The 22,473-nt window shown below is 70.7% G+C and carries 21 protein-coding genes; 12 read left to right on the forward strand and 9 right to left on the reverse strand.

What is annotated here, in order from left to right; genetic code table 11:
* Positions 1-401: 401 nt before the first annotated feature.
* The 4 genes from CFK41_RS14625 to CFK41_RS14640 form a co-directional block, all read right to left on the reverse strand.
* On the reverse strand, positions 402-1,637 hold the full coding sequence (locus tag CFK41_RS14625) for a glutaminase (protein WP_096800336.1): 1,236 nt from the start codon (positions 1,635-1,637) through the stop codon (positions 402-404).
* The gene (locus tag CFK41_RS14630; RefSeq protein WP_096800337.1) at positions 1,634-2,029 is read right to left on the reverse strand and encodes a GNAT family N-acetyltransferase; all 396 of its coding nucleotides are present in this window, start codon (positions 2,027-2,029) and stop codon (positions 1,634-1,636) included. The genes CFK41_RS14625 and CFK41_RS14630 overlap by 4 nt, the downstream gene beginning before the upstream one ends.
* Positions 2,030-2,182: 153 nt before the next feature.
* Complete coding sequence (locus CFK41_RS14635; protein WP_096800338.1) at positions 2,183-2,644, reverse strand: VOC family protein; 462 nt, start codon at positions 2,642-2,644, stop codon at positions 2,183-2,185.
* Positions 2,645-2,696: 52 nt separating this feature from the next.
* A complete protein-coding gene (locus tag CFK41_RS14640; RefSeq protein ID WP_169928832.1) occupies positions 2,697-3,203 on the reverse strand; it encodes a GNAT family N-acetyltransferase in 507 nt (168 codons plus the stop codon).
* A gap of 145 nt (positions 3,204-3,348) precedes the next feature.
* On the opposite strand from CFK41_RS14640, the gene CFK41_RS14645 reads away from it, so the two are divergent.
* Positions 3,349-4,521, forward strand: coding sequence for a N(5)-(carboxyethyl)ornithine synthase (locus CFK41_RS14645; protein ID WP_227873103.1), 1,173 nt, complete (start codon positions 3,349-3,351; stop codon positions 4,519-4,521).
* Here CFK41_RS14645 and CFK41_RS14650 read toward each other — a convergent pair.
* From CFK41_RS14650 to CFK41_RS14665, 4 genes are all read right to left on the reverse strand, one after another.
* On the reverse strand, positions 4,427-5,896 hold the full coding sequence (locus tag CFK41_RS14650; RefSeq protein ID WP_227873104.1) for a sulfatase-like hydrolase/transferase: 1,470 nt from the start codon (positions 5,894-5,896) through the stop codon (positions 4,427-4,429). The two genes, CFK41_RS14645 and CFK41_RS14650, sit on opposite strands and share 95 nt — an antisense overlap.
* 74 nt (positions 5,897-5,970) lie before the next feature.
* Complete coding sequence (locus tag CFK41_RS17980) at positions 5,971-7,599, reverse strand: alpha-L-arabinofuranosidase C-terminal domain-containing protein (RefSeq protein ID WP_096800340.1); 1,629 nt, start codon at positions 7,597-7,599, stop codon at positions 5,971-5,973.
* Positions 7,596-9,119: a sulfatase-like hydrolase/transferase gene (locus tag CFK41_RS14660; protein ID WP_096800341.1), complete on the reverse strand. Its 1,524-nt coding sequence runs from the start codon at positions 9,117-9,119 to the stop codon at positions 7,596-7,598. Before CFK41_RS14660 ends, CFK41_RS17980 begins: the two co-directional genes overlap by 4 nt.
* Positions 9,116-10,237: an ROK family transcriptional regulator gene (locus CFK41_RS14665; RefSeq protein ID WP_096800342.1), complete on the reverse strand. Its 1,122-nt coding sequence runs from the start codon at positions 10,235-10,237 to the stop codon at positions 9,116-9,118. The genes CFK41_RS14660 and CFK41_RS14665 overlap by 4 nt, the downstream gene beginning before the upstream one ends.
* A 195-nt stretch (positions 10,238-10,432) precedes the next feature.
* On the opposite strand from CFK41_RS14665, the gene CFK41_RS14670 reads away from it, so the two are divergent.
* The 7 genes from CFK41_RS14670 (at position 10,433) to CFK41_RS14700 (ending at position 17,467) form a co-directional block, all read left to right on the forward strand.
* Positions 10,433-11,311, forward strand: coding sequence for a dihydrodipicolinate synthase family protein (locus CFK41_RS14670; protein WP_169928833.1), 879 nt, complete (start codon positions 10,433-10,435; stop codon positions 11,309-11,311).
* A complete protein-coding gene (locus CFK41_RS14675; RefSeq protein ID WP_169928834.1) occupies positions 11,308-12,288 on the forward strand; it encodes a phosphoglycerate dehydrogenase in 981 nt (326 codons plus the stop codon). Before CFK41_RS14670 ends, CFK41_RS14675 begins: the two co-directional genes overlap by 4 nt.
* Before the next feature lie 5 nt (positions 12,289-12,293).
* Complete coding sequence (locus CFK41_RS14680; RefSeq protein ID WP_096800344.1) at positions 12,294-13,592, forward strand: ABC transporter substrate-binding protein; 1,299 nt, start codon at positions 12,294-12,296, stop codon at positions 13,590-13,592.
* The gene (locus tag CFK41_RS14685) at positions 13,589-14,590 is read left to right on the forward strand and encodes a carbohydrate ABC transporter permease (protein ID WP_096800345.1); all 1,002 of its coding nucleotides are present in this window, start codon (positions 13,589-13,591) and stop codon (positions 14,588-14,590) included. The genes CFK41_RS14680 and CFK41_RS14685 overlap by 4 nt, the downstream gene beginning before the upstream one ends.
* Positions 14,587-15,441 (forward strand): carbohydrate ABC transporter permease, encoded by an 855-nt coding sequence (locus tag CFK41_RS14690; protein ID WP_096800346.1) that lies wholly within the window; start codon positions 14,587-14,589, stop codon positions 15,439-15,441. Before CFK41_RS14685 ends, CFK41_RS14690 begins: the two co-directional genes overlap by 4 nt.
* 158 nt (positions 15,442-15,599) lie before the next feature.
* Positions 15,600-16,265: a GntR family transcriptional regulator gene (locus tag CFK41_RS14695; protein WP_096800347.1), complete on the forward strand. Its 666-nt coding sequence runs from the start codon at positions 15,600-15,602 to the stop codon at positions 16,263-16,265.
* 134 nt (positions 16,266-16,399) lie between these two features.
* Complete coding sequence (locus CFK41_RS14700) at positions 16,400-17,467, forward strand: M20 family metallopeptidase (protein ID WP_096800348.1); 1,068 nt, start codon at positions 16,400-16,402, stop codon at positions 17,465-17,467.
* Here CFK41_RS14700 and CFK41_RS14705 read toward each other — a convergent pair.
* Entirely contained in the window at positions 17,456-18,454 is a 999-nt protein-coding gene (locus tag CFK41_RS14705; RefSeq protein ID WP_096800349.1) for a LacI family DNA-binding transcriptional regulator, read from the reverse strand. The genes CFK41_RS14700 and CFK41_RS14705 overlap by 12 nt on opposite strands.
* 194 nt (positions 18,455-18,648) lie before the next feature.
* Here CFK41_RS14705 and CFK41_RS14710 point away from each other — a divergent pair, with 194 nt between their 5' ends.
* Genes CFK41_RS14710 through CFK41_RS14725 form a run of 4 tightly spaced genes read left to right on the forward strand, consistent with a single transcriptional unit; the run spans position 18,649 to position 22,460 of the window.
* Positions 18,649-19,413, forward strand: a complete 765-nt coding sequence (locus CFK41_RS14710) for a glutamine amidotransferase (protein WP_096800350.1) — start codon at positions 18,649-18,651, stop codon at positions 19,411-19,413.
* A 1-nt stretch (position 19,414) separates the two neighbouring features.
* Positions 19,415-20,461: a DMT family transporter gene (locus tag CFK41_RS14715; protein WP_096800351.1), complete on the forward strand. Its 1,047-nt coding sequence runs from the start codon at positions 19,415-19,417 to the stop codon at positions 20,459-20,461.
* Complete coding sequence (locus CFK41_RS14720) at positions 20,458-21,528, forward strand: phosphotriesterase family protein (protein ID WP_096800352.1); 1,071 nt, start codon at positions 20,458-20,460, stop codon at positions 21,526-21,528. The genes CFK41_RS14715 and CFK41_RS14720 overlap by 4 nt, the downstream gene beginning before the upstream one ends.
* A complete protein-coding gene (locus CFK41_RS14725) occupies positions 21,525-22,460 on the forward strand; it encodes a ribokinase (protein WP_096800353.1) in 936 nt (311 codons plus the stop codon). Before CFK41_RS14720 ends, CFK41_RS14725 begins: the two co-directional genes overlap by 4 nt.
* The last annotated feature ends 13 nt before the right edge of the window (positions 22,461-22,473 follow it).

Consider the following 22,473-nt stretch of genomic DNA (forward strand, 5'->3'; position numbering starts at 1 on the left):
CGGACTGTCAGCTGGCGAACCAGATCGTGGTCGGAAATGGTTCGCCAGCTGACAGTCGACGCAGCGGGCCCTGGCGACCACCGGGCGTCGAGCGTCGGGCGTCGAGCGTCGAGCGTCGACCGCCGTGCGTCGGGCGTCGAGCGTCGGGCGTCCTGGGTCGCCGACGAGTCCGCGATCAGGCGCTCAGGCCCCGCGCGGCGTCGTCGGCCGCCGGCACTCGTCCCCGAGGTGGTGCGGCTGATGGTCATCGTCGATCCCGGTGCACGGGTCGATGCACGTCAGCCGGGCAGCTCGGCACCCCGACCTCAGGGAGAGAGCGCGGGGACGGGGCCGTTCACCACCAGTGAGCAGTCCGGCCGATCCGTCGGCGTCGTGAGTCCCGGAGCCGGCCCGCCCCGCCCTCACTCCGCGACGTCCGGGAACGTCCCGTCCCCCAGGTCCGGATCGGGCAGGGTGCCGCGAGGGTCCCGCAGGGTCACGCCCCGGCCGTCGAGCCGGATCCGGCGCAGCCCCTCGAGCAGCATCCGTCGGCCGAGGTCGGTGACGGAATGGACCCGTTCGAGATCCAGCAGCACGTCGGTGGCGGGATCGGAGTCCTCGAGCAGGTCGAGCATCTCGGAGGCGGCGGTGAGCTGCACGACCCCCTCGAGGGCGACCGAGGTCGTGCCCTCGGCCGTGGACGCGCGGGCCGCGTCCTGCCGCGAGCCGTTCGGCGAGAACAGATGCATGTCCATGTCCTGGGAGAGCCGCTCGAACAGGCGCCCGCCGCGACGGCTGTTTCCCTGACGGTCCAGGCGCGGCGAGAAGGTGCCGATGCCCACGAGGTCGGGCAGGACCCCGACCATGCCGCCGGCGACGCCGCTCTTGGCGGGGATGCCGACCCGCACCAGCCAGTCCCCCGCCCCGTCGTACATCCCCGCCGACGCCATCACGGCCATGACCTGCCGTGCCGTCGCGGCGTCGAGGACCTGCTCGCCCGTGACGGGCTGGATGCCGCCGGTGGCGAGGGTCGCGGCCATCGCGGAGAGGTCCCGCACGGTCACCAGGAGGGAGCACTGCCGGGTGTAGCCCTCGACGACCGTGGGCACGTCCCCGGTGAGGATCCCGTAGCTGCGCAGCATGTGGGCGAGGGCGAGGTTGCGGTGGGCGGTCTCCAGCTCGGAGGCGCACACCGCCTCGTCGATCCGCAGCTCGCGCCCGGCGAGGCGCGAGAAGAGCTCCCGCACCCGCTCGACCCGCGCGGCCGGGTCCGCATCCTCGCCCACCAGGAGCGAGTGCACGGTGAGCGCGCCGGCGTTGATCATGGGGTTCTTGGGCCGACGGGTGTCCTGCTCGAGCGAGAGCTCGTTGAACGCCTCGCCGGAGGGCTCCACGCCCACGGCGGAGAGCACCGTCCCGGCGCCGCGGTCCATGAGCGCGGCGGCGTAGGCGAAGGGCTTGGAGATCGACTGGATGGTGAACTCGACGTCGGCGTCGCCGGCGGCGTAGGTGCGACCGAGCGCCGTGGTCAGCGCGATGCCGAGCTGATCCGGCTCGGCCGCCGCGAGCTCGGGGATGTAGTCCGCGACCGCGCCGGCCCGGTCCTCGCGCAGCCCGTCGAGCACCTCCTCGAGGTAGTCCGGGACCGGGGACCTCACAGGGCGCCCCCGTCGGCCTCGGCGCTCGCCTCGCGCACCGCCTCGAGGTGCACCGGGCGCACGCGGTCCACCGAGTCCGCGACGTCGTCATGACCGCGCAGCCAGCGCACCACGTACGGGCAGACGGCCACGATGCGGTGCCCCTGCTCGACGCTCGTCGTGAGCGCGCCGCGGGTGAGGAGCCCTGCCAGACCCCGCCCGCCGAAGGCGTCGTCGATCACGGTGTGGTAGAAGATCCGCTGGTCCTCGCTGCTGTCGGCGGCGGAGGTGTACATCGAGAAGCCCGCCTGGCGACCGCCGACGAGGATGTCGAAGCGGTGCCGCTCGGGGTTGTCGCACACCTCGACCGTCTCGTCGTCGGCGAGTTCTGCGGGGGTGGTGCCGTCGGTCATCACGGTTCCTCTCGTCGGGGGCGCCGCTCGGTCAGCGGGCACCGTGTCCGGGGGTCTCCTGATCGTAGGCGTCCTCGAGCTCGACCGGCGGGTTCCCGCGGATCCCGCCCGGCGGGGTCCTGCCGATCCCGCCCGGCCGCTGGCGACGGCGGCTCACCGCGGCCGCTGGTCGTCCGTCGCGAACCCCGTGCGCCCCTCGCGCTCCTCGAGCGTCTCGAGCTCCTGGAAGAACGTCACCTGCCATCCTGCCGGTCCCTGGATCCTGGCGTTGAGCGTGCGGAACGGGGTGCGGGTGGGCGGCGCGAGCAGCTCCGCGCCGTGCGCGGCGGCGGCGTCGACGGCCTGCTCGGTGTCCTGGACCTCGAGGGCGAGGCGGAGCGTCGGCCCCTCCGTGGCCGGCGCGTTCTCGACCTCGTCGATCGTCCGCGCATGCGCGGGGCTCGCGAGCTCGAGGGTCGCGATCCCGGCGTGCAGGATCGCCACCCGGTCCTCTCCCTCGGTCGCGAAGGCGGCCTGCTCGGGCATGCCGAGCACGTCGCGGTAGAACCGCAGGGCCTCGTCGAAGTCGTCGGTCTCGATGATCAGTCGCAGCTGGCGGGGAGCGTTCGTCGTCATGGGGTCCATCCTCGCCGCTGGCGGGCGGATGCGGGGCGCGCGGGCCGATCGCTCAGCGGTCCGCGAGGCTCCGGCTCAGCCACCGGCACTCGTCCGCGACGTGATGCTCCTGATGGTTCTCGTCCACCCAGGTGTAGCGGTCGGTGTACGTCGTCCCCGTCTCCTGGTACCCGAGGCGCAGGTAGAGGGCGCGCGCTCGCGGGTCGTGCACGCCCAGTCCGATCGACCCGCAGCCGCGGCCCCGCGCCGCGTCCTCGACCGCCCGGATCAGCGCGGTGCCGATCCCCTGGGACTGCATGCTCTCGGGCAGCACCTGCAGACCGTTGATCTCGGGCTCGCGCGGGACCGACGGCTCGGCGCAGCCGTCCCATCGCACCTCGCAGGAGCCGACGAGCTCGCCGGTGCCGTGGAGGGTCGCCAGGAAGTACGTGCTGGTCCCCGCGAGCTGGCGCCCGAAGCGCCGCTCATGCGTGCGGGTGTTCCCCGTGGGGTCCCACGCCTCGAGCGCGGAGAGGTCCTCGGTGGTGCACGGCCGGATGACGAGGTGGTGGCGGGTCATGCTCCGATCCTCCACCGAGCAGCTCCGCAGCGAAAGGGGGGACGGCGTCGTCGGTCCTCGGTGCGCTCTCCATCGGCGAGAGGCTCGCGGGCCATGCTCTATGGTCAGAGGCCAGGGGGCCATCCGGTGCCCGGAACGGACACGTGTGCAGCCCTCCCAGAACGACCACGAAGGATCATCGACCGACACCCCTCTCACGCTCGGACTGATCGGGTCCTCCCGCAAGCCGGATGAGCGCCGGGTGCCGGTGCATCCCGCCCATCTCGAGCGCATCCCCGAGCGTCTGCGCCGCCGCCTGCTCGTCGAGAAGGGCTACGGGCTCCCCTTCGGTGCCTCCGACACGGAGATCGCCGCGCTGGTGGGCGGCGTGGGCACCCGCGCCGAGGTGTTCGAGGCAGCCGACGTGCTCGTGCTGCCCAAGCCGCAGCTCGAGGACGTCCGCGCGATGCGCGAGGGGCAGACCCTCTGGGGCTGGCCGCACTGCGTGCAGGACCGTGAGCTCACCCAGCTGGCGATCGACAAGCGCCTCACGCTCATCGCGTTCGAGGCGATGAACCACTGGGGCCCCGACGGCTCCTTCGCGTTGCACGTGTTCCACGCGAACAACGAGCTGGCGGGCTACTGCTCGGTGCTCCATGCCCTCCAGCTGCGCGGCACGACGGGGAACTACGGTCGGCGCCTCACCGCCACGGTGATCGGCTTCGGCGCCACCGCGCGCGGCGCGATCACTGCGCTCAGCGCGCATGGCATCTCTCGCGTCCGGGTGCTGACCAATCGGGCGGTCGCCGCGGTCGGCTCCCCGATCCACTCGGTGGAGATCGTCCAGTTCGGCCATGAGGAGGGCCCGTACCTGAGCGAGGTCATCACCGAGGACGGGCCGGTGCCCCTGGCACCGTTCCTCGCCGAGAGCGATGTGGTGGTCAACTGCACCCTGCAGGATCCCAACGCCCCGCTGCTGTACCTGCGCGAGAGCGATCTGCCGACGTTCCACCCCGGGAGCCTGATCGTCGATGTCTCCTGTGACGAGGGGATGGGGTTCTCGTGGGCGCGCCCCACCTCCTTCGAGGCTCCGATGATCACTCTGGACAACGACGTCCACTACTACGCGGTGGACCACAGCCCCTCGTACCTGTGGAACTCCGCGAGCTGGGAGAACAGCTCAGCGCTGCTCCCCTTCCTGGAGACCGTGATGTCGGGGCCGGCGGCCTGGGCCGCCGAGCACGTCATCGAGAACGCGATCGAGATCCAGGACGGCGTGATCCGGAACCCCGCGATCCTCGAGTTCCAGGCACGGGAGAGCACCTACCCCCACCGGTGACGGGCGGGCCGGCCCCGTCGGCCAGCCACTCACCACGGCGCCAGCTGCACGCCGCGCCGGTCCTCGACCCCCGCGAGCACATCGAGCATCCGCTCGGCGAGCGCGAGGCGCACCTCGCGGTGCTCGGCGCGCCGTGGTGGGCGATGAGCTTCCAGTGGTCGTGGCGCAGCATCGTCAGGTGCGCCCCGGGGTTCGCGGGGTCGCCGCTGGAGCGGTACTGGCAGAGCGCCCAGTCCCTCCACTCCACGTCCTCGCCGCGCAGCAGAGGCAACAGGCTCTCCCCCTGGTAGGAGTGGGGACGCTCGATCCCTGCGGCCTCGAGGAAGGTGGGGGCGAGGTCCACCCACTGCACGAGCTCGCTGCGGCGCAGGCCCGCGGGGACCACGCCGGGCCAGCGGACGATCAGCGGCACGCGCACGGAGCAGTCGTAGAGGAACGGGCCCTTGCGCAGCAGCTGGTGGTCGCCGAGCAGCTCGCCGTGGTCGCTCGTGAACACCACGATCGTGCTCTCGGCGAGCCCCTCCTCCTCCAGCGCGGCGAGGATCCGGCCCACCTCGTCGTCCACGAGGCTCACCATCGCGTAGTAGGCGCGGCGCACCTCGTCGAGCCCTGCCTCGTCGAGGTCGGTGAAGCTGGGCATCCCGCCCCCGCCGTGCCGGGAGGTCCACCGCTGGATCTCCGGCTTGTCCTCGAGCTCGCCCTCGCGGGTGTTCACGGGCGGGAGCTCCACATCGTCATAGCGGCGCATGTACTCCTCCGGCGCCCCGAAGCCGTGGTGGGGGTCAAAGAAGTTCGCCACGAAGAAGAACGGCTCGTCCCTGCGGCGGTCCGTGGTCAGGAAGGAGATCGTCTCCTCCGCGATCCAGTGGCTGTAGTGGGCCTTCGTGGGCATCGTGTCGAAGCTGCCGTTGGTGCCGAACGCGTTCTCGTACAGCTCGGGGAACGACGCCCGCAGCCAGCGGTGGTAGACGTTCTCGCTGGAGCCCGGGTACGGGTCGTGCGCCCAGCGGAACACCCGGAACCCGTCGTCCAGCCGCGGCTCGGTGCGGCCGTGGAAGCAGGAATGGAGGTGGAACTTGCCCACCAGGCCGCAGTCGTACCCGGCCTCGGCGAGGTCCTTCGAGAACACGCGGGTGCCCGGGTCGATGTCCACGCCGTTCTCGTACAGCCCGTGGGTGGAGACGTAGGTGCTGGTCATGAGGCTCGCCCGCGAGGGCGAGCACACCGGGTTCTGCACGTAGCAGTTCTCGAACAGGGCGCCCTCGACGGCGAGCCGGTCCACGTGCGGGGTGCTCACCGCCGGGTTCCCGGCGGCGGCGACCATGTCGTAGCGCTGCTGGTCGGTGGAGAGGAGGAGGATGTTCGGTCGATTCATCGGGGTCCCTTCTGGGGGCGTGCACGAATGGCCGTCAATGGAGTCCAGCGCCTCGGCCCGACGGACGACCTCCGTCAGAGCTCGAACGTCAGCAACGTGACGCTGTGCGCGGGGAAGGTGTGCTCCCCGTCCTCGAGCGCGACGGTGCCGAGGTCGCGCAGCGCGCAGCTCTCCGGATCGCTCAGCGTGTTGGTCTGGAAAAGGTCCGTGGCGTCCGCTCCGAGGACGTGGCAGGTCGCCGCGCCCGGCAGCGCACCCTCGGGCCCGGCCAGGCGTGCGGTGATCGGCTCCGTGGCGGAGCGGTTGATGGTCGCGACGGTGAGGGTGCGGCCGTCGTGGGAGACCGAGGCGCTCACATCGAGCAGGCTCACCGCGGTGGGGCGGGTGGCGCGCGGGTAGCCGCGGGCGTCCTGATGGGCGGAGCCCTGCCGCACCTGGCGCCAGGTCGCCGGGGCGGTCACGTCGGCCCGCACCGCGAGGGGCTGGAAGAGGTTCTGGTAGAGGTTCCAGATGTGGAACACGGGCGTGCGGAGCACCCCCTCCGGGCGCACCTGCAGGATGCCGTTGGCGTTGATGAGGTTCACGGCGCTCGCCATGCTCACCGGCACGTCGTGCCCGGTCGCCCGGTGGATCGCGTGGAAGACCCCGGAGTACATGAGCGCGTCGGCAAGGGTGCGGGTGCTGTGGCGGTTGACCTCCTTGCGGTCCTCCACGGCGCCGGTGCCGCTGGGCTCGAAGCCGCCGTCCGCGGCGGGGACCGGCTCGCCGAGCTCCACGGACTGCATGTGCCGGTTGTTCCACTCGTCCATCGCGATCGACGGCACGGACTCCAGGTGGGCCCGCTCCGCGGCGAACAGGATCTCGTCGGCGTACGCGGAGATCGTCTGCTCGAAGTACACCGACTGCGAGACCACGTCCTCGAACTCCGCGGCCGACGGGTCGGTGAGGTGGTGGTCCAGGCCGTACAGGTGCAGCGAGACCGCGTCGACGCGGTCGCCGATGCCGGCGATGAGCGTGTCGGTGTAGGACTCCCGCTCCCAGCCGCAGGCGATGATCTTCAGGCCCGGGTCGACCTGGCGCATGAAGCGCACGTGCTCGCGGACGTCGGCCACGTACTGCTCGACGCTGCGATGCCCCATCTGCCAGGGACCGTAGACCTCGTTGCCCACGCCCCACCAGCGCACGTCGTACGGATCGGCATGCCCGTCGGCCGCCCGCAGGGCCGTCATCTCGGTGTCGCCGGCGTAGTTGGTGTACTCCACCCAGCGCACGGCGTCGTCCACGCTGCGGGCGCTGTGATGGAGGTAGGCCGCGGTGGGCGAGGCGTCGGTGCGCACCGCCTCGATCCAGGCGAGGAACTCCGGGGTGCCGAAGCGGTTGGTCTCCTCGGAGCCCCAGGCGAGCTCCAGACGACGCGGCCGCTGGTCTCGGGGGCCGATCCCGTCCCGCCACCAGTAGGCGGAGGTGAAGTTGCCGCCCGGCCAGCGCACCACGGGCAGTCCCAGCTCGCGGCACGCCTCGATGACGTCGGCCCGGCAGCCGTCCAGGGCGCCCTGGCCGGTGATCGAGAGCGGGGAGGACTCGTCGAACACGCCGCCCTCGATGTTGCCGAAGAACGCGGACTCGAGGAAGTGGCCGTAGACGTTGCGGTCCACCTCGGCGCGCTCGGCGGTGGAGATCGTGATGGTCGCCCGCTGGGTCATGAGAGTGCTCCTGGGGGTGTGGTCTGCGGGTAGGTGGCCTCGTCGAGACCACTCAGCATCGGGTCGTAGGAGACCTCCCCGATGTCGTGCATCGAGGTCATCCAGTGGAAGAAGTTGTCGCCCCGCTCGGCCAGCAGCTCGTACAACCGGCGCGACATCCGCCGACGTACGTCCGCCAGCTCCGGGTCCTGGTAGCGGTTGCGCATCTCGTCGGGATCGTTGGCGAGGTCGTACAGCTCGCTGACCGATTCCGGGTTCACCACCAGCTTGTAGCGGTCGGTGCGCAGCATCCGCTGCGGGTAGGGGAAGTGGTGGCCGTGGTACTCGCAGACGATGTCCTCCTGCCAGGGCACCTCGTCGCGGGTGGCCAGCGGCAGCAGGCTGCGGGAGTCGACGGCGAGGGAGGGATCCAGGCCCGCGAGATCCAGGAAGGTGGCGGTGCAGTCCAGCAGGCTCACGAACTCGTCGCGCACGATCCCGGGCTCCTGCCCCGGGACCCGCAGGATCCCGGCGGTGCGGTAGATGTCCTCGTACATCGCCGGGCCTTTGTCATGCAGCCGGTGCGAGCCGGTGAACTCGCCGTGGTCGGAGGTGATCACCACGGCGGTGTCCTCGACCAGGCCCAGGCGCTCCATCGCTTCCATCACCCGACCCATCTCGTGGTCGATCAGGGCGACGTAGCCGTAATAGACGGCGATCAGCTTCCGGGAGGTCTCCCGAGGCATGGTGTCGAAGGCCCAGTGCGCCGAGTAGTTCGCCTGCACCGGCGGCTTCCCGTCGAAGGTCTCCTCGACCGAGGCGGGCAGCTGCACGTCCCGGGCGTCGACCAGGTCGAAGTACTCGTCCGGGAGAATGTAGGGCAGGTGCGGCCCGAAGAAGTTCAGCTGCAGGTAGAAGGGATCGTCCGTACGTTCCTGGTCCCCGGCGTAGCGCTCCAGCAGCTCGATGGTGCGGGTGGCGAGGTAGTGCTCGAACGTCGCCTCGAGGGGCTGGTGCAGCCGGGCGGCGAGCAGGTTGCCCGGGCCGCCGTTGGGCAGGGTGCCGCGGATCCGGTCGCTGATCGCGTAGGGCGGGAGGTCGTGCTCGGCCAGGTAGGCGAGGTAGTCGGGGGCCTCGACGGGGTTGTGCCAGGCGTCCCCCGGCAGGTCCGGTCCGTCGAAGCCGAAGCTCGCCGCCGTCCGCTCGTGGCCCGCATGCCACTTGCCGACCAGGCCCGTGCGGTACCCGGCTTCCTGGAGCGCCGCGGGGAAGGTGAAGGTGTCCTCGGCGAGGTCCTCTAGGTAGCCGACGTTGCGCTCGTGGTTGGCCAGCACCTTGTGCCGGAAGGGCGCCATGCCGGTGAGCAGGCTCGCGCGGGCCGGGGTGCAGATCGCAGTGGGCGTGTACCAGCGGTCGAAGCGGGTCCCGGTGCGCGCGATCTCGTCGGCGACGGGGGTGAGGCTGCATCGGTTGCCGTAGGCGCCGAAGGTGTCGGCCCGGTGCTGGTCGGTCATGAGCAGGAGGATGTTCGGGCGGGTCATCCGATGGCCCTCCGGGAGGTCTCGCGCTGGACGGTGGGGAAGACGGTGCCGTCGTACCCGGCCAGCAGAGGGCTCTCGTGGATCGCGGCGATGAGGGAGCCGCGCGCTCCGGCGAACGGCCCGCAGACGGCGGCGCGCACCTCCGGTCGGGAGCCCGCCGAGCCGGCCGTGCCCTCATGGACCGCGGACTCGATGAGCGGGAGGATCTCCGGGCGCTCCGCGGGGACGCGCCCGCCGACGACGATCAGATCCGGGTTCAGGATCATCACCGCCGCTCCCAGCACGGTGCCGACGGCGTCGGCCGCCCGGCCCAGCTGGACGGGGTCCGCCTCGGCGAGCGCCTCGATGCCCGCGACCGTCTCGAGGCATCCGCGCTTGCCGCAGCGGCACAGCTCTCCGTCGGCCCGGACGACGACGTGCCCGAACTCGCCGGCGACACGATCCGCGCCCTGGTGCAGCCGCCCGTCGACCACCACGGCGCCGCCCACGCCGTCGCTGAGGTGGAGGTAGATCGCATGCGAGGACCGGCTCCCCCGCTCGCTGGCCTCGGCGAGGCCGGCGAAGCGCACGTTGTTGTCCACCGTGACGTCGACGTCGAAGGCCTCGGCGAGCAGACGGGCGACCACCGGTTCGGCGGCCGTGCGGCTGCGGCCGGTGACCCCGGCGGCCATCCCCTGCAGCGCGCCGAAGTGGAGATGATGCTCCTTCGCCAGGCGCCGGGCGAGCGCCACCGCGCGCTCCACCCGCTCGTCCCATCCGCTCCCCTCGTCGTAGGAGACCTCCGCCTGCGCGACCACCTCGTGGCTCGGGTCGGCGATCGCGAGGGCGACGCGGCGGTGCCCGAAGTCCAGGCCGAGGAACTGGGCGGAGCCGGGGTCGAGGGCGAGCAGCGCGGCGGGCCGTCCGCTCCCCCGCCGCTGTGCGGCATCGGTGTCGGTGACGACCACGGCGCCGCGGCCCACGAGGTCCGCGACGATCTCGGACAGCGTGGTGCGGGAGAGCCGCGTCGCCTCGGCGAGCTGGGCGCGGCTGGAGGGGCCCCGGGACCTGAGCGCGGCCAGGACACGCATTTCATGGGTTCGTCGCGTCAGTGCGAGAACACCGAGGTGATCGGTCATGCGGGCAACCGTAGGGTGGCGGCATTTTTCCGACAACCCTCCGGCAGAAAGATTCGGAGGGCGGGCGTCGAGGCGACTCCGCTCGACCGACGGAACCATCGACGCTCGAACCCCTTCCCGGCGAACCTCACGACTGCTACTCTCCCGTTGACGGTTAACCGTAGACGGTCAACGACGACAACGAGAGGTTCCTGCATGTCCATTCCTGAGATCCTGTCCGCGCTCACCACGCCCTTCGACGAGGACGGCGCGATCGACCACGAGTCCTTCGCGCGCCGGCTGGAGGACGTCGCCGCGACGCTCGACGGCGTCTTCGTCGCCGGCACCACCGGCGAGTTCCTCGCCCTGGACGTCACCGAGCGTGCCGCGCTCGCCGAGCAGGCCCTAGAGGTCCTCGGGCCGCAGCGGGTGGTGATTCACGTGGGCAGCTCGAGCACCCGGCAGTCCCTCGAGATCACCGAACGCGTCGCCGCCCTGGGAGCCATCCGGTTCGCAGCGATCACGCCCCACTACCTCGCCGCCAGCACCGCGGGCATCACGCGCCACTGGGAGGCGATCGCAAAGGAGTGCGGCGGCGAGCTCTACGGCTACGTCTTCCCGGATGTCGCGGTCACCGATCTCGCTCCCGCGGATCTGCCCGAGGTCCTCGAGAGCGGCATCACGGGCCTGAAGGTCAGCGGGGCGGCGAGCGCCCGGGTCGAGGAGTACCTCGAGGCCGCCCCCGACGGATTCAAGCTCTGGTCCGGCAACGATGCGGACCTCCCCGCCACCATGGCCGCCGGAGGAACCGGAACCGTCTCCGGGGTCAGCTCCGCTGCCCCGACGCTCTGGCAGGACCTCAGCCGGGCCCTGGCGACACAGGATGCAGCCGCGATAGCCGCGGCACAGCAGAGGATCGCCCGACTGGTCCCGCTCCTCGGCCCCAGCATCGCGAACATCAAGCACGCCCTCCACCGGACCACCGGTGAGGCCTCCACGTGCCGCATGACCATCGACCAGCCCGATGGCGAGCAGATCGCCCGGATCGACCAGGCGCTGAGCGATCTGGACCTCCTGGACATGGTCACCTCGTGAGCAGGATCCTGGTGGGCCCGGTCCGCTTCGAGACCCTGTGCCCAAGCGGATACGCCCAGCTGGTCGCGGCCGGGCACGACGTGGTGCTCAACCCGGGCTCCACGCCCTACGAGAAGGCGGATCTGCTCGAGCGGGTGCACGACATCGATGCGGCGATCGTCGGAATGGACGACTGGGACGCCGAGGTGATCGCCGCGGCACCGTCGCTGCAGATCCTCTCGAAGCTCGGGGTCGGCGTCGACAACATCGACCTGGACTCGGCGCGGATCCGCGGGGTCGATGTCACGAACGCCCCGGGGGCGAATGCGAACGCCGTGGCGGAGATGGCCCTCGCGCTGCTCCTCGCCGCCGTCCGCCGCATCCCGAGGCAGGACAGCACGGTGCGGGCGGGCGGCTGGGACCGCTTCAACGGATTCGAGATCACCGGCTCTTCGATCGGCCTGATCGGATTCGGGAACACCTCCCAGAACCTCGCCCGTCGGCTGCGGGGCTTCGATGTCACCCTCACGGCCTGCGATCCCCAGGCCGACGAGGCGGCAGCAAGCGAGCTCGGAGTACGTCTCACCAGCTTGGACGAGGTCCTAGCCAGCTCCCACGCCGTGAGCGTGCACGCACCGCACCTGCCGTCCACCCATCACATGCTCTCCACCGCGGAGTTCGCCGCGATGCGACCGGGCAGCGTCGTGGTCAACACCAGCAGGGGCGGCGTCATCGACGAGGCCGCCCTCGCCGAGGCCCTCCGCTCGGGACACCTCGCCGCCGCCGGCATCGACGTGTGGGAGGAGGAGCCCGTCTCCCCCGATCACCCGCTGCTCGCCCTGGACACCGTGGTCGCCACCTGCCACAGCGCAGCCGATACCCGCGAGGCCTACGAGCAGGTCGGCCGCGTCGTCTGCGCGGCGATCGTCGACCGTCTCGCCGGCAGGCGCCCCGACAACATCCGCACCACGGACACCACCAGACTCACGAAGGAGTGAATCCCATGTCCATCACCCGCAGAAACCTCATCCTCGCCGGTGGGCTCGGCACGGCCGGCCTGACCCTCGCCGCCTGCGGCGGGGGCTCCCCTGCGAAGCAGGACGAAGACGTCACCGACATCACCGTCGTCTCCGGCAACAACCCATGGGTCCAGGGCCTCGAGAAGCACCTGGACCGGTACGCCGAGGAGACCGGGGTGGCCGTCCACCTCGACACTTACGGCAACGAACAGCTCAACGACCAGTACAAGGTCAAGCTCAACGCCTCCGACGACACCTTCGACGTGATGGTCTTCCAGGTCCAGGACGTCGCCCGGGAGTTCGCCCGCAACGGATGGCTCCTCGACGTCACTGACCGCGTGGAGGCGGAGTCGGACTGGGGCTGGGACGACTTCCAGGAGGCCGCCCGCGAGGCCGTCACCGTCGACGACGTGGTCCTCGGAGTTCCCCTGATGACCGAACGCCACGTCGTCTACTACCGCAAGGACCTCCTCGAGAAGGCCGGCATGGCCGTCCCGACGACTCTCGACGAGCTCGAGGCCGCCGCCGAGGCCCTCCACGACCCGGGAAGCGGCATGTCCGGGATCGCGATGCGCGGCCAGGCGGTGGCTGCGGTGACCCAGTTCAGCTCGTTCCTCTACTCCTTCGGAGGCGACTTCCAGGCCGACGGCGCCTCGGCGCTCAACTCCGATGCCGCGATCGCCGCGTACGACTACTACGGGCGGGTCCTGCGCGAGTTCGGGCCGGAGGGCGTCACCTCGATGGGCTGGGTGGAGGCGTCCGCGCTGTTCGCCCAGGGCCGGGCGGCCTTCTACCTGGACGCGGACTCCCAGGCGTACACCTTCCTCGATGAGTCCTCCTCCTCCGTGGTGGAGACCGTCGACTTCGCCCCATTCCCCGCAGGCCCTGCGGGAAGCAAGCCGTACAGCATCGTCCCGTGGACGGCGGGCATCAACAGCTTCTCCCGCAAGCAGGACGCCGCGTGGAAGTTCATCACCTGGGCGACGAGCCAGGGCATGCTCACGACGCTCATGAGCGAGGACACCCTGCCCTCTCCCCGACAGTCCAGCTGGGACGACGACGCCGCTGCGGGCTCGTTCCCGGCGGGACTCGTCACGAACGTCCAGGCCACTCTCGACGGAGTGGTCGGCCACGACAGGCCGCAGGTCGAGCAGGTGGCACAGGCGCGCGAGTACGTCGGCGCCCCGATCATCGCCTCGATCAACGGTGAGGACGTCCCCGCCGCAGCGACCAAGGCCGACGAACAGCTCCAGGAGCTGATCGACGCCGAGGCACCGGCATGATCACCGGGACCGCGCCGGCGGGAGCGGAGCCGGACGCGGCACATCTCTCCGCACCGGGCCCCGTCTTCCGGCCCGAGGACCACCGCCCCGAGCGCCGACGAGGACTCCGTGACCGGCTGGGCAGCTGGATCGACCGGCACCTCAAGGTCCTCTTCATCGCGCCGTCGGTGGCCTACATCGCCACGATGATCGCGTTCCCGATCCTGTACACGGTGTACCTCTCGCTGACGAACTCGCAGGGCGCGGTCACCCGCCCCTTCGACATGGTCGGACTGGAGAACTACACCCACTGGCTGACCGACACAGACCGCTTCTGGCCGGCCACCTGGAGGACGATCTACTACACCGCGCTCGCCCTGGCTCTCGAGATGGTCTTCGGGCTGGCGATCGCCCTGCTGCTGCGCAAGAGCTTCCGCGGGCAGGGGATCGTCCGTGCGGCGATCCTGGCTCCGCTGGTGGCCACCCCGGTCGCCATCGGGATGATGTGGATGCTCCTGCTCGAGCCCAACATCGGCATCGTGAACCACATGCTGGGGAACCTCTCGCTCCCCCGCCTGGGCTTCCTCACCTCGCCCGGCCAGGCGCTCACGACGCTCGCCCTGATCGACGTGTGGCAGTGGACCCCGATGGTCGCGCTCATCCTGCTCGCGGGTCTCAGCTCGCTTCCCGACGAGCCCTATGAGGCGGCGTCTGTCGACGGCGCGAGTCGTCTCCAGCAGTTCTGGTACGTCACGCTCCCGATGCTCTGGCCGACGATGGCCGCCGCCATGATGCTGCGGGCGGTCGATGCGCTGAAGTCGTTCGACGTCATCTACGCCACCAAGGGGCGGGGCGGCGGCTCCGAGCACGAGGTCGAGACGCTGAACATCCTCGCCTATGGGCAGAGCTTCGAGTTCTCCCAGTACGGGCGCGCGTCGGCCCTCCTGATGATCTTCCTGATGCTGATCGTCGCCGCGCTGGCCGTGATCCACATCCTTCGCAAGGCAGGACAACAATGAACACCGTCACCACTCTCCCCCTGCCCCGTCGACGGACCTCCCGTCATCGGCTCGGCAGCACGCTGCGCACCGTCGCCATCGCCGTCGTCCTCGCGGTGCTCCTCCTCCCCATCGTGTGGATGGTGCTGGCCTCGCTGCGCACTACGCTCGACATCGTCGACCCTCAACGGTTCCTCACCGCCGGCTTCACGCTGGACAACTATCGGGGCGTCCTCTCCCGCTACAACTTCTCGCCGTTCATCGCGAACTCGTTCCTCATCGCCTTCGCCTCCACGCTCATCGCCCTGGTGGTGGGCGCTCCGGCGGCGTTCGCGATCTCCCGGTTCCACGTCCGCAACGCCACGGCCTTCCTGATGCTCGCCAGGGTCCTCCCCGGCGTCAGCCTGCTGGTGCCCTGGTTCTTCCTCTTCTCGACGCTGGGAGTGGTGGGCGGCTACCCGGTGCTGATCGGCACGCACGTCTTCGTGACGCTGCCGTTCGTCGTGGCGGTCATGGCGGGCTTCTTCACGAGCCTTCCCGAGGAGCTGGAGGAGTCCGCACAGGTCGACGGACTCACCAGGGCCGGGGCGTTCCTCCGCATCACGCTCCCGCTGTCCGTGCCGGGACTCGCCACCTCGGCGATCCTCGCGTTCATCTTCAGCTGGAACAACTTCCTGTTCGCGCTGGTGCTCTCCAGCCAGCAGACCCGCACTCTGCCCGTGGCGATCTCCAACTTCACGGCCTATGCGTCGGTCGACTGGGGCGGCCTCATGGCGGCGGCGGTCGTCATCACCCTCCCGGTCATCCTCGTCGCTCTGGTGGCACAGAAGTACGTGGTCTCCGGACTCGCGGCCGGGGCGACCAAGGGATGACGGCGCAGGCCAGTGCCTCGCGGGGACGATCTCGCGGGCACTTGGGGCCCGGGAGCGCGGTGTCCTCGAGGGACTTTCATGATCTGGTGTCCTGCACTTCGTAGACTCGAGGCCGGATCGTCCCCGGCGTCCGCACCCACTCACCGGAAGGACTCCCCGTGCCAGACACACCGAGCATCCGCGTCGGCTCCCTCGGCGATCGCCTCGCGCAGAATCTCAGGATCGCGATCATCCGCGGCGACCTCGCGCCCGGGAGCCGGCTGATAGAAGGTGCGCTGGCCTCGGAGTACGACCTCTCTCGCGGACCGGTCCGCGATGCGCTGCGGGTCCTGATCGACGAGCACCTGGTCCTTCCCGAGCGCAAGGGGTATCGCGTCCGCGGGATCTCGGAGGCCGACGTCGACGAGCTGTACGGCGTGCGAGGGGCGCTCGAGGCGCTCGTCATCCGGAGCCTGTCCGACGCCGAGGAGCCCATCGACTGGACGGAGGCCGAGCGGGCCCTGAAGCGGATGCGTCAGGCGGCGGACGTCGGCGACTGGTACGAGTTCGCGCGACATGACCTCGGCTTCCACACCTCGCTGTACCGGCTGGGCCCGAACCGTCGTGCCGAGTCGATGTGGAATCGCATCGAGCCGACCTTCGCCGTGGTGTTGCAGCAGACGAACCGGCAGGACGTGGACCTCCACCCGTCGATGCACGACCACGCCCAGCTCCTGGACGCTGTCCGCGAGGGGCGGGTCGATGATGCGCTCGAGTATCTCGAGGAGCATCTCAACGGCTCGCGGCGGCGGATGAAGATCGCACTCACCGAGCCGCGTCGCTGACGGTCCGGTTCCGAGCCCCGGCCCGTCGGGCGCAGGGAGACGTCGCCACCAGCACGAACAGCGCCTAGTCTCGGCTCATCGGACGTTCCGACTGCCCGACACTGCACCACCCATCCCCGCCTCGGGAGGCCCCGTTGATCGACCCCGTCGACCTCGCCGCGGATCTCGTCCGCATCCCCAGCCCATCGAACGATGCCGACGGCATGCGCGCCGTCCAGCGGCATGTCGCGGACGTCCTGCGGGATCATATGCCCGCAGCCCGGATCCGCACGGGCGGCGAGGATCGACCGTGGACGCTGATCTCCGTCGAGACGGGAGGCCCGGTCCCCCTGTTCGCCTGCCACACCGACACGGTGCCGGTGGGGGACGTGGGCAGCTGGTCGCGAGATCCTCACGCCGGCGAGGTCGACGGCGCCCACCTGCACGGGCGGGGCTCGGTGGATATGAAAGGCGGGCTGGCCGCTGCGGCCGTCGCGCTGATCCGCGCGGCGAGCCGCGGCGCCGGCGGGCATCTGCTCCTCACCGCTGATGAGGAGGTCGGCTCTCTCGGCGCCCAGCGCACGAGCGAGGCGCTGGAGGGCCTCGACCTAGCCGGGATCATCATCCCCGAGGCCACCGCCCTCGGCGTGCGGTGCAGTCATCGCGGTGCGTGCTGGCTGCGCCTCATCTCGCGGGGCCGCGCCGCGCACGGCTCGGCGCCCGAGCGCGGGGTCAACGCCGTGCTCCGCCTCGCCGGCGCACTGGGCCCTGCCTTGGCGGCGGCACCGCTGCGCGTCGACGAGACGCTGGGGGCGGAGACCGCCTCGATCGGCACCTTCCAGGGCGGTCACGCGACCAACATCGTCCCCGACTCGGCGATGGCGACCCTCGACCAGCGCACCGTCGCCGACTCCGGTCCCCTGCTCGCGCACTGGCGCGGGGCGGACGGCATCGACGAGGTGGAGACGATCCTCGATCTCGCCGCGCTGCGCACCGATCCTGACTCGTCGTTCGTGACGTCGCTGCCGTCGCCCGTCGAGACCGCTCCGGTCACCTACTTCACCGACGGATCCGTGCTCCAGGGCTTCCGCCCGGACATTCCGATCGTCGTCTGGGGTCCCGGGGATCCGATACAGATGCACTCGGTCGACGAGCACCTCGAGCTCGGCCAGATCACCGACGCCGCCCACCTGTACGAGCAGGTGCTGCTCTCAGCTCCCTGAGGGGCGGAGCCCTGCGACCGATTCGGCGATCCGCAGCTCCATCGGCAGATGCTGCACCGTCGGCTCCGCGCCGCGGGCCGCCGCCTCGACGAGGTCCAGAGCGCGGCGGGCGAGCTCGTCGAACGGCTGCACCACCGTGCTGAGGCGCGGCGTGACCCAGGACCCCTGTTCGATGCCGTCGAAGCCGATCAGCGAGAGGTCCTCGGGGATCCGGATGCCGTGCCTCGGCGCGGCGGCGGCGATGCCCACCGCGACGATGTCGCTGCCTGCGAAGACGGCGGTGGGGCGATCCTCGAGGCGGAGCACCTGCGAGAGGGCGTGGGCGCCGAAGGACTCCGAATACGTCCCCTCCAGCACCAGTCGCGAGTCCACCTCGAGCCCGGCGTCCCGCACCGCTCGGAGGTATCCGCGCAGGCGATCGCGCGCGGACTCCAGGTCCCCCGGACCGGCGACATGCGCGATGCGCTGGTGACCGCGGCTGAGCAGGAAGGTCGTCGCCTGATAAGCCCCTTCGAAGTTGTCGGCGCCGACGAACCCGCGGCGCTCGGCGAGCGCACCGCCCAGCTGTTCGTCGAGGGCCACGAACGGAAAGTCCTCCGGGACCTCCGCCAGCAGCTCGCCGCTGCCGGTCATCGAGACGAACACGATGGCGTCAGCACCCAGCCCGCGCCCTCGAGCGCACTTGGCGACGATCTTTCGCTCGCGCGCCTCGAGGCCGTCCGAGACGACCACGGAGACCTCCAGGTCCCGATGATGCGCGGCATCTGTGACGGCCTGCGCCAGCTGGGCGAAGTACGGATTGGACAGCTCGGGGACCACGAGCGCCAGGTGATGCACGGCACTGCGCGGCACGGCGAAACCCGTGGCCTCCATGGCCGTGCGGATCTTCGTCTCGGTCTCCGGGCTGAGCTGGAGCTGCCCCTTCAGGAAGCGCGAGACGGTCGACGTCGAGACGCCGGCTTCGCGAGCGACGGCAGATATCGACATGAGCTCCCTTCCGATGGCACTGGCTGATGGCACTGGCCGATAGCACTGGCCGATAGCACTGGCTGGACAGATTACGCGGGAACGGCTTGCCTTCCGAACGCCACGGGCCTATCGTCGACCACCATGAGCGTTGCGCAACCGTTGCGCAACGATGATGGGGATCGGGCTGCCGGTCATTTCGAGGAGGAACACACATGGCGAAGGTGCTGTTGGCAGGAGAGTCGTGGGTCAGCGCGACCATCGATCACAAGGGGTACGACCCCTTCCCCCACACGCAGGTGCAGATCGGCTGCGCCCAGCTGCTCGAGGTGCTGCGGGCCGACGGGCACGACGTCACCCACCTGCGCTCCCATGACGTGGCGGAGTTCTTCCCCCTCACCCGTGAAGAGCTCGACGTCTACGACGTCGTCCTGCTGTCGGACATCGGCGCGAACACCCTGCTGCTCCCGCCGCAGGTCTTCGACCAGGGCCGCCCGGCACCCAACCGTCTGCACCTGCTGCGCGACTGGGTCCGCGACGGCGGCGGCCTGATGATGGCCGGCGGCTACCTCTCCTTCCAGGGCTTCGGCGCCAAGGCGAACTACGCCGGCACCGCTGTCGAAGAGGTCCTCCCGGTGACCATCCACCGCTGGGACGACCGCGTGGAGTCCCCGCAGGGCGTGCAGGGCGCGCTGACCGGCACGGACCACCCCGTCGTCGCCGGGCTCGACGAGACCTGGCCGATCCTCCTGGGCTACCAGGAGCTCGTCGCCACGGAGGACGCGATCGTGCTCGCCGAGATCGAGGGCCATCCGCTGCTCGCCGTCCGCACCGTCGGCGCAGGGCGCTCGCTCGCCTTCGCCTCGGACGTCTCCCCGCACTGGGCGCCGCAGGAGTTCATGGACTGGGACGGCTATGGGAAGCTGTTCAGCCAGGCCATGACGTGGCTCGCGGCAGACGATTCGGACGAGGTGGCATGACATGAACACCTCTGCGGACAACGTCGTCCACGATCGACCGCCCGTCGCGAGGACGGCCTCCGTCGGCATCTTCGTCCTGTTCACCGTGCTCGCGGGCATGCTCGGGCCGATGCAGTCCGCCGTCAACGGCCGCCTCGGCGCCGATCTCGGGGACGGTCACCTGGCGTCGATCATCTCCTTCGGCAGCGGCCTGCTGCTGATGCTCGTGATCATCCTTCCGCGGGCCTCGACCCGCAGCGCCTTCCTGAGCCTTCCCGGTCACCTCCGCCGCGGCACCATCCCGTGGCCGAACTTCTTCGCCGGACTGTGCGGCGCGGTGATCGTGCTGTCCGAGGGCATCTCCGTGGGGGCCCTGGGCGTCGCGACCTTCCAGACCGCTCTGATCTCCGGCATGGTCATCTCCGGGGTGGTCTGCGACCGCCTCGCGATCGGCGTCCAGTTCAAGCAGGCGCTGAGCGTCTTCCGGGTCATCGGGGCGGTGCTCGCCGTCGTCGCCACCGTGCTGGTGGTCTCCCCGAACTTCCAGACCCCTCACGCCCTGGCGCTCGTCATCCTGCCCTTCGCCGGTGGTCTGCTCGCCGGCTGGCAGCCCGCCGGCAACTCGAACATCGGCACGCTCGCCGGGTCGATGCTGGTCTCGATCACCTGGAACTTCCTGATCGGCTTCGTGTTCCTCACGGCCGCGTTCCTCATCCGTCTGGTCGCCGGCCATGCGACCTTCGCCCTCCCCGACACCTGGTGGATGTACCTGGGCGGCCCGCTCGGGCTCCTCTCGATCGCCCTCATGGCGATCCTGGTGAGCCGCCTGGGCCTGCTGCTCCTCGCGCTCGCCTCGACCGCGGGCCAGCTCGTGGGCTCCATACTCATCGACTCGCTCATCCCCGGCATGGGCACCGTCCATGTCGTGACGGTCCTCGGTGCCCTGGTGGCGCTGTGCGCCTCGGCGATCGCCATGATCCCCTCGAAGCAGGTGCGCGACGAGGGCGGGGCACGGCAGATGACCGCGCACGACGGGCAGGAGCCGATCTCGCAGGACGCCCGCCCATGACGGAGCCGCAGCGCCCGGTGCAGACCGTGACGGGCCCCGTCGACGCCGCCGCGCTCGGCGTGGTCCTCCCCCACGAGCATCTGTTCAACGACCTGAGCGGATGCCTCGTGGACCCCTCGTTCCCGTTCAGCAGCGTGCTGACGGATCGAACCATCGAACCGTCCCTGCAGTGGGCTCTCCGGCAGGATCCCTACTGCAGCGCCGACAACGTCGCCCCGAAAGACCTCTCCGGGGTGCGCGGCGAGGCCCTCGCCTTCCAGGGCGTGGGAGGCGGCACGATCGTCGACGCCACCGGCTCCGCCGCGATCGGCCGCTCCCCGGCCCACCTGGTGCGGCTGTCCCGGGAGACCGGGCTGCACGTGGTGATGTCCACCGGCGCCTATCTCGAGAAGTTCGAGGGCAGCCGCCTCACCTCCCACAGCGTCGAGGAGCTCGCGGAGCAGATACTCCGCGAGCTCCGCGACGGCGTGGGCGCTGAGGGCGAGGACGACGTGGTCGTGCGTGCCGGCATGATCGGCGAGGTCGGCGTCTCGCCCGACTTCACACCGGGCGAGCGGACCAGCCTCCGGGCTGCGGCACTCGCCCAGCACGAGAGCCCCGGCACCGCGATGAACATCCACATGCCCGGCTGGCTGCGGCGCGGCGACGAGGTGCTGGACATCGCCGTGGGCGAGATGGGTGCTGACCCGGCGCAGATCTCCCTCGCCCACAGCGATCCCTCCGGCGCCGACCTCGACTACCAGCGCCGGCTGCTGGATCGCGGTGTCTGGCTCGAGTTCGACATGATAGGCCTGGACATCTCGTTCCCCGGCGAGGGGGTCTCCCCCTCGATCACCGACACCGCGGACGCCGTGGCCCGCCTCATCGACCTCGGCTACGGCGACCAGATCCTGCTCAGCCATGATCTGTTCCTCAAGCAGATGTGGAGCAGCCTGGGAGGAGGCGGATTCCTCCTCGTGCCCACCGTCTTCCTCGAGCTGCTGGTGGCGCGCGGAGTCGACCGCGCCCGGGCACAGCAGCTCATCACCACCAACCCCCAGCGCTACCTCGGAGGAGCACACTCGTGACCGCGCAGAACCGCACCGGCGAGGGCCGGATCCTCGTCGTCGGCTCCGTCAACGTGGACCTCGTGCTCGGGGTGGCCCGGCACCCCCAGCCCGGCGAGACGATCGCCGGCACCGGGTCCCGTCGATCCCCAGGCGGCAAGGGCGCCAATCAGGCGTGCGCCGCCGCCCGACTCGGCGGTGACGTCCGCTTCGCAGGCCGCACCGGCGCCGGTCCCGACGCCGAACTCGCGCTCGCGCTGCTGCACAGCGCCGGGGCGGACCTGACCGCCGCGACCGAGATCCCCGACGAGGAGACCGGCCTGGCGGTGGTCACCGTCGACGAGTCCGGAGAGAACAGCATCGTGATCATCGCCGGGGCGAACGGCTCCTGGACGCCGCAGGACGTCCAGGAGCTCCGGGCAGCCGTGGCGGAGAGCGACCTCGTCGTCTCCCAGGGAGAGATCCCTGCAGCCGCCGTGGATGAGCTGGCACGACTCTGCACCGACACCGGCACCCGGTTCCTGCTGAACCTGGCTCCCGTGATCGAGGTGGAGGAGGGCACGCTCACCGCCGCAGATCCGCTGGTCGTCAACGAGTCCGAGGGCCGCCTCGCGCTGTCCTCGCTGACGGGCGCCGAGGCGCCCGACGACGACATGGCCACCGTGCGGGGTCTCCGCGACGCAGGGATCCGCTCCGTCGTCATGACGCGCGGCGCGCGCGGTGCGATCCTGGCCGTCGATGCAGAGATCTCCGAGATCAGCTCGCCGGTCGTCCACTCCGTCGACACGACCGGCGCCGGCGACGCCTTCGTCGGGGCGCTCGCACTGGGCCTCGCCCGGGGCGAGAGCGCGGGCGAGGCCGGCCGACGGGCGGCGCGCGTCGGCGCGTTCGCGGTGACCCGGCACGGAGCGCAGCCGTCCTACCCGGGCCGGGAGGACGAGCTGCCGGAGTGAGGGGCCCGATCGT

This window comes from Brachybacterium ginsengisoli (assembly GCF_002407065.1).
Taxonomy (GTDB): Bacteria; Actinomycetota; Actinomycetes; order Actinomycetales; family Dermabacteraceae; genus Brachybacterium; species Brachybacterium ginsengisoli.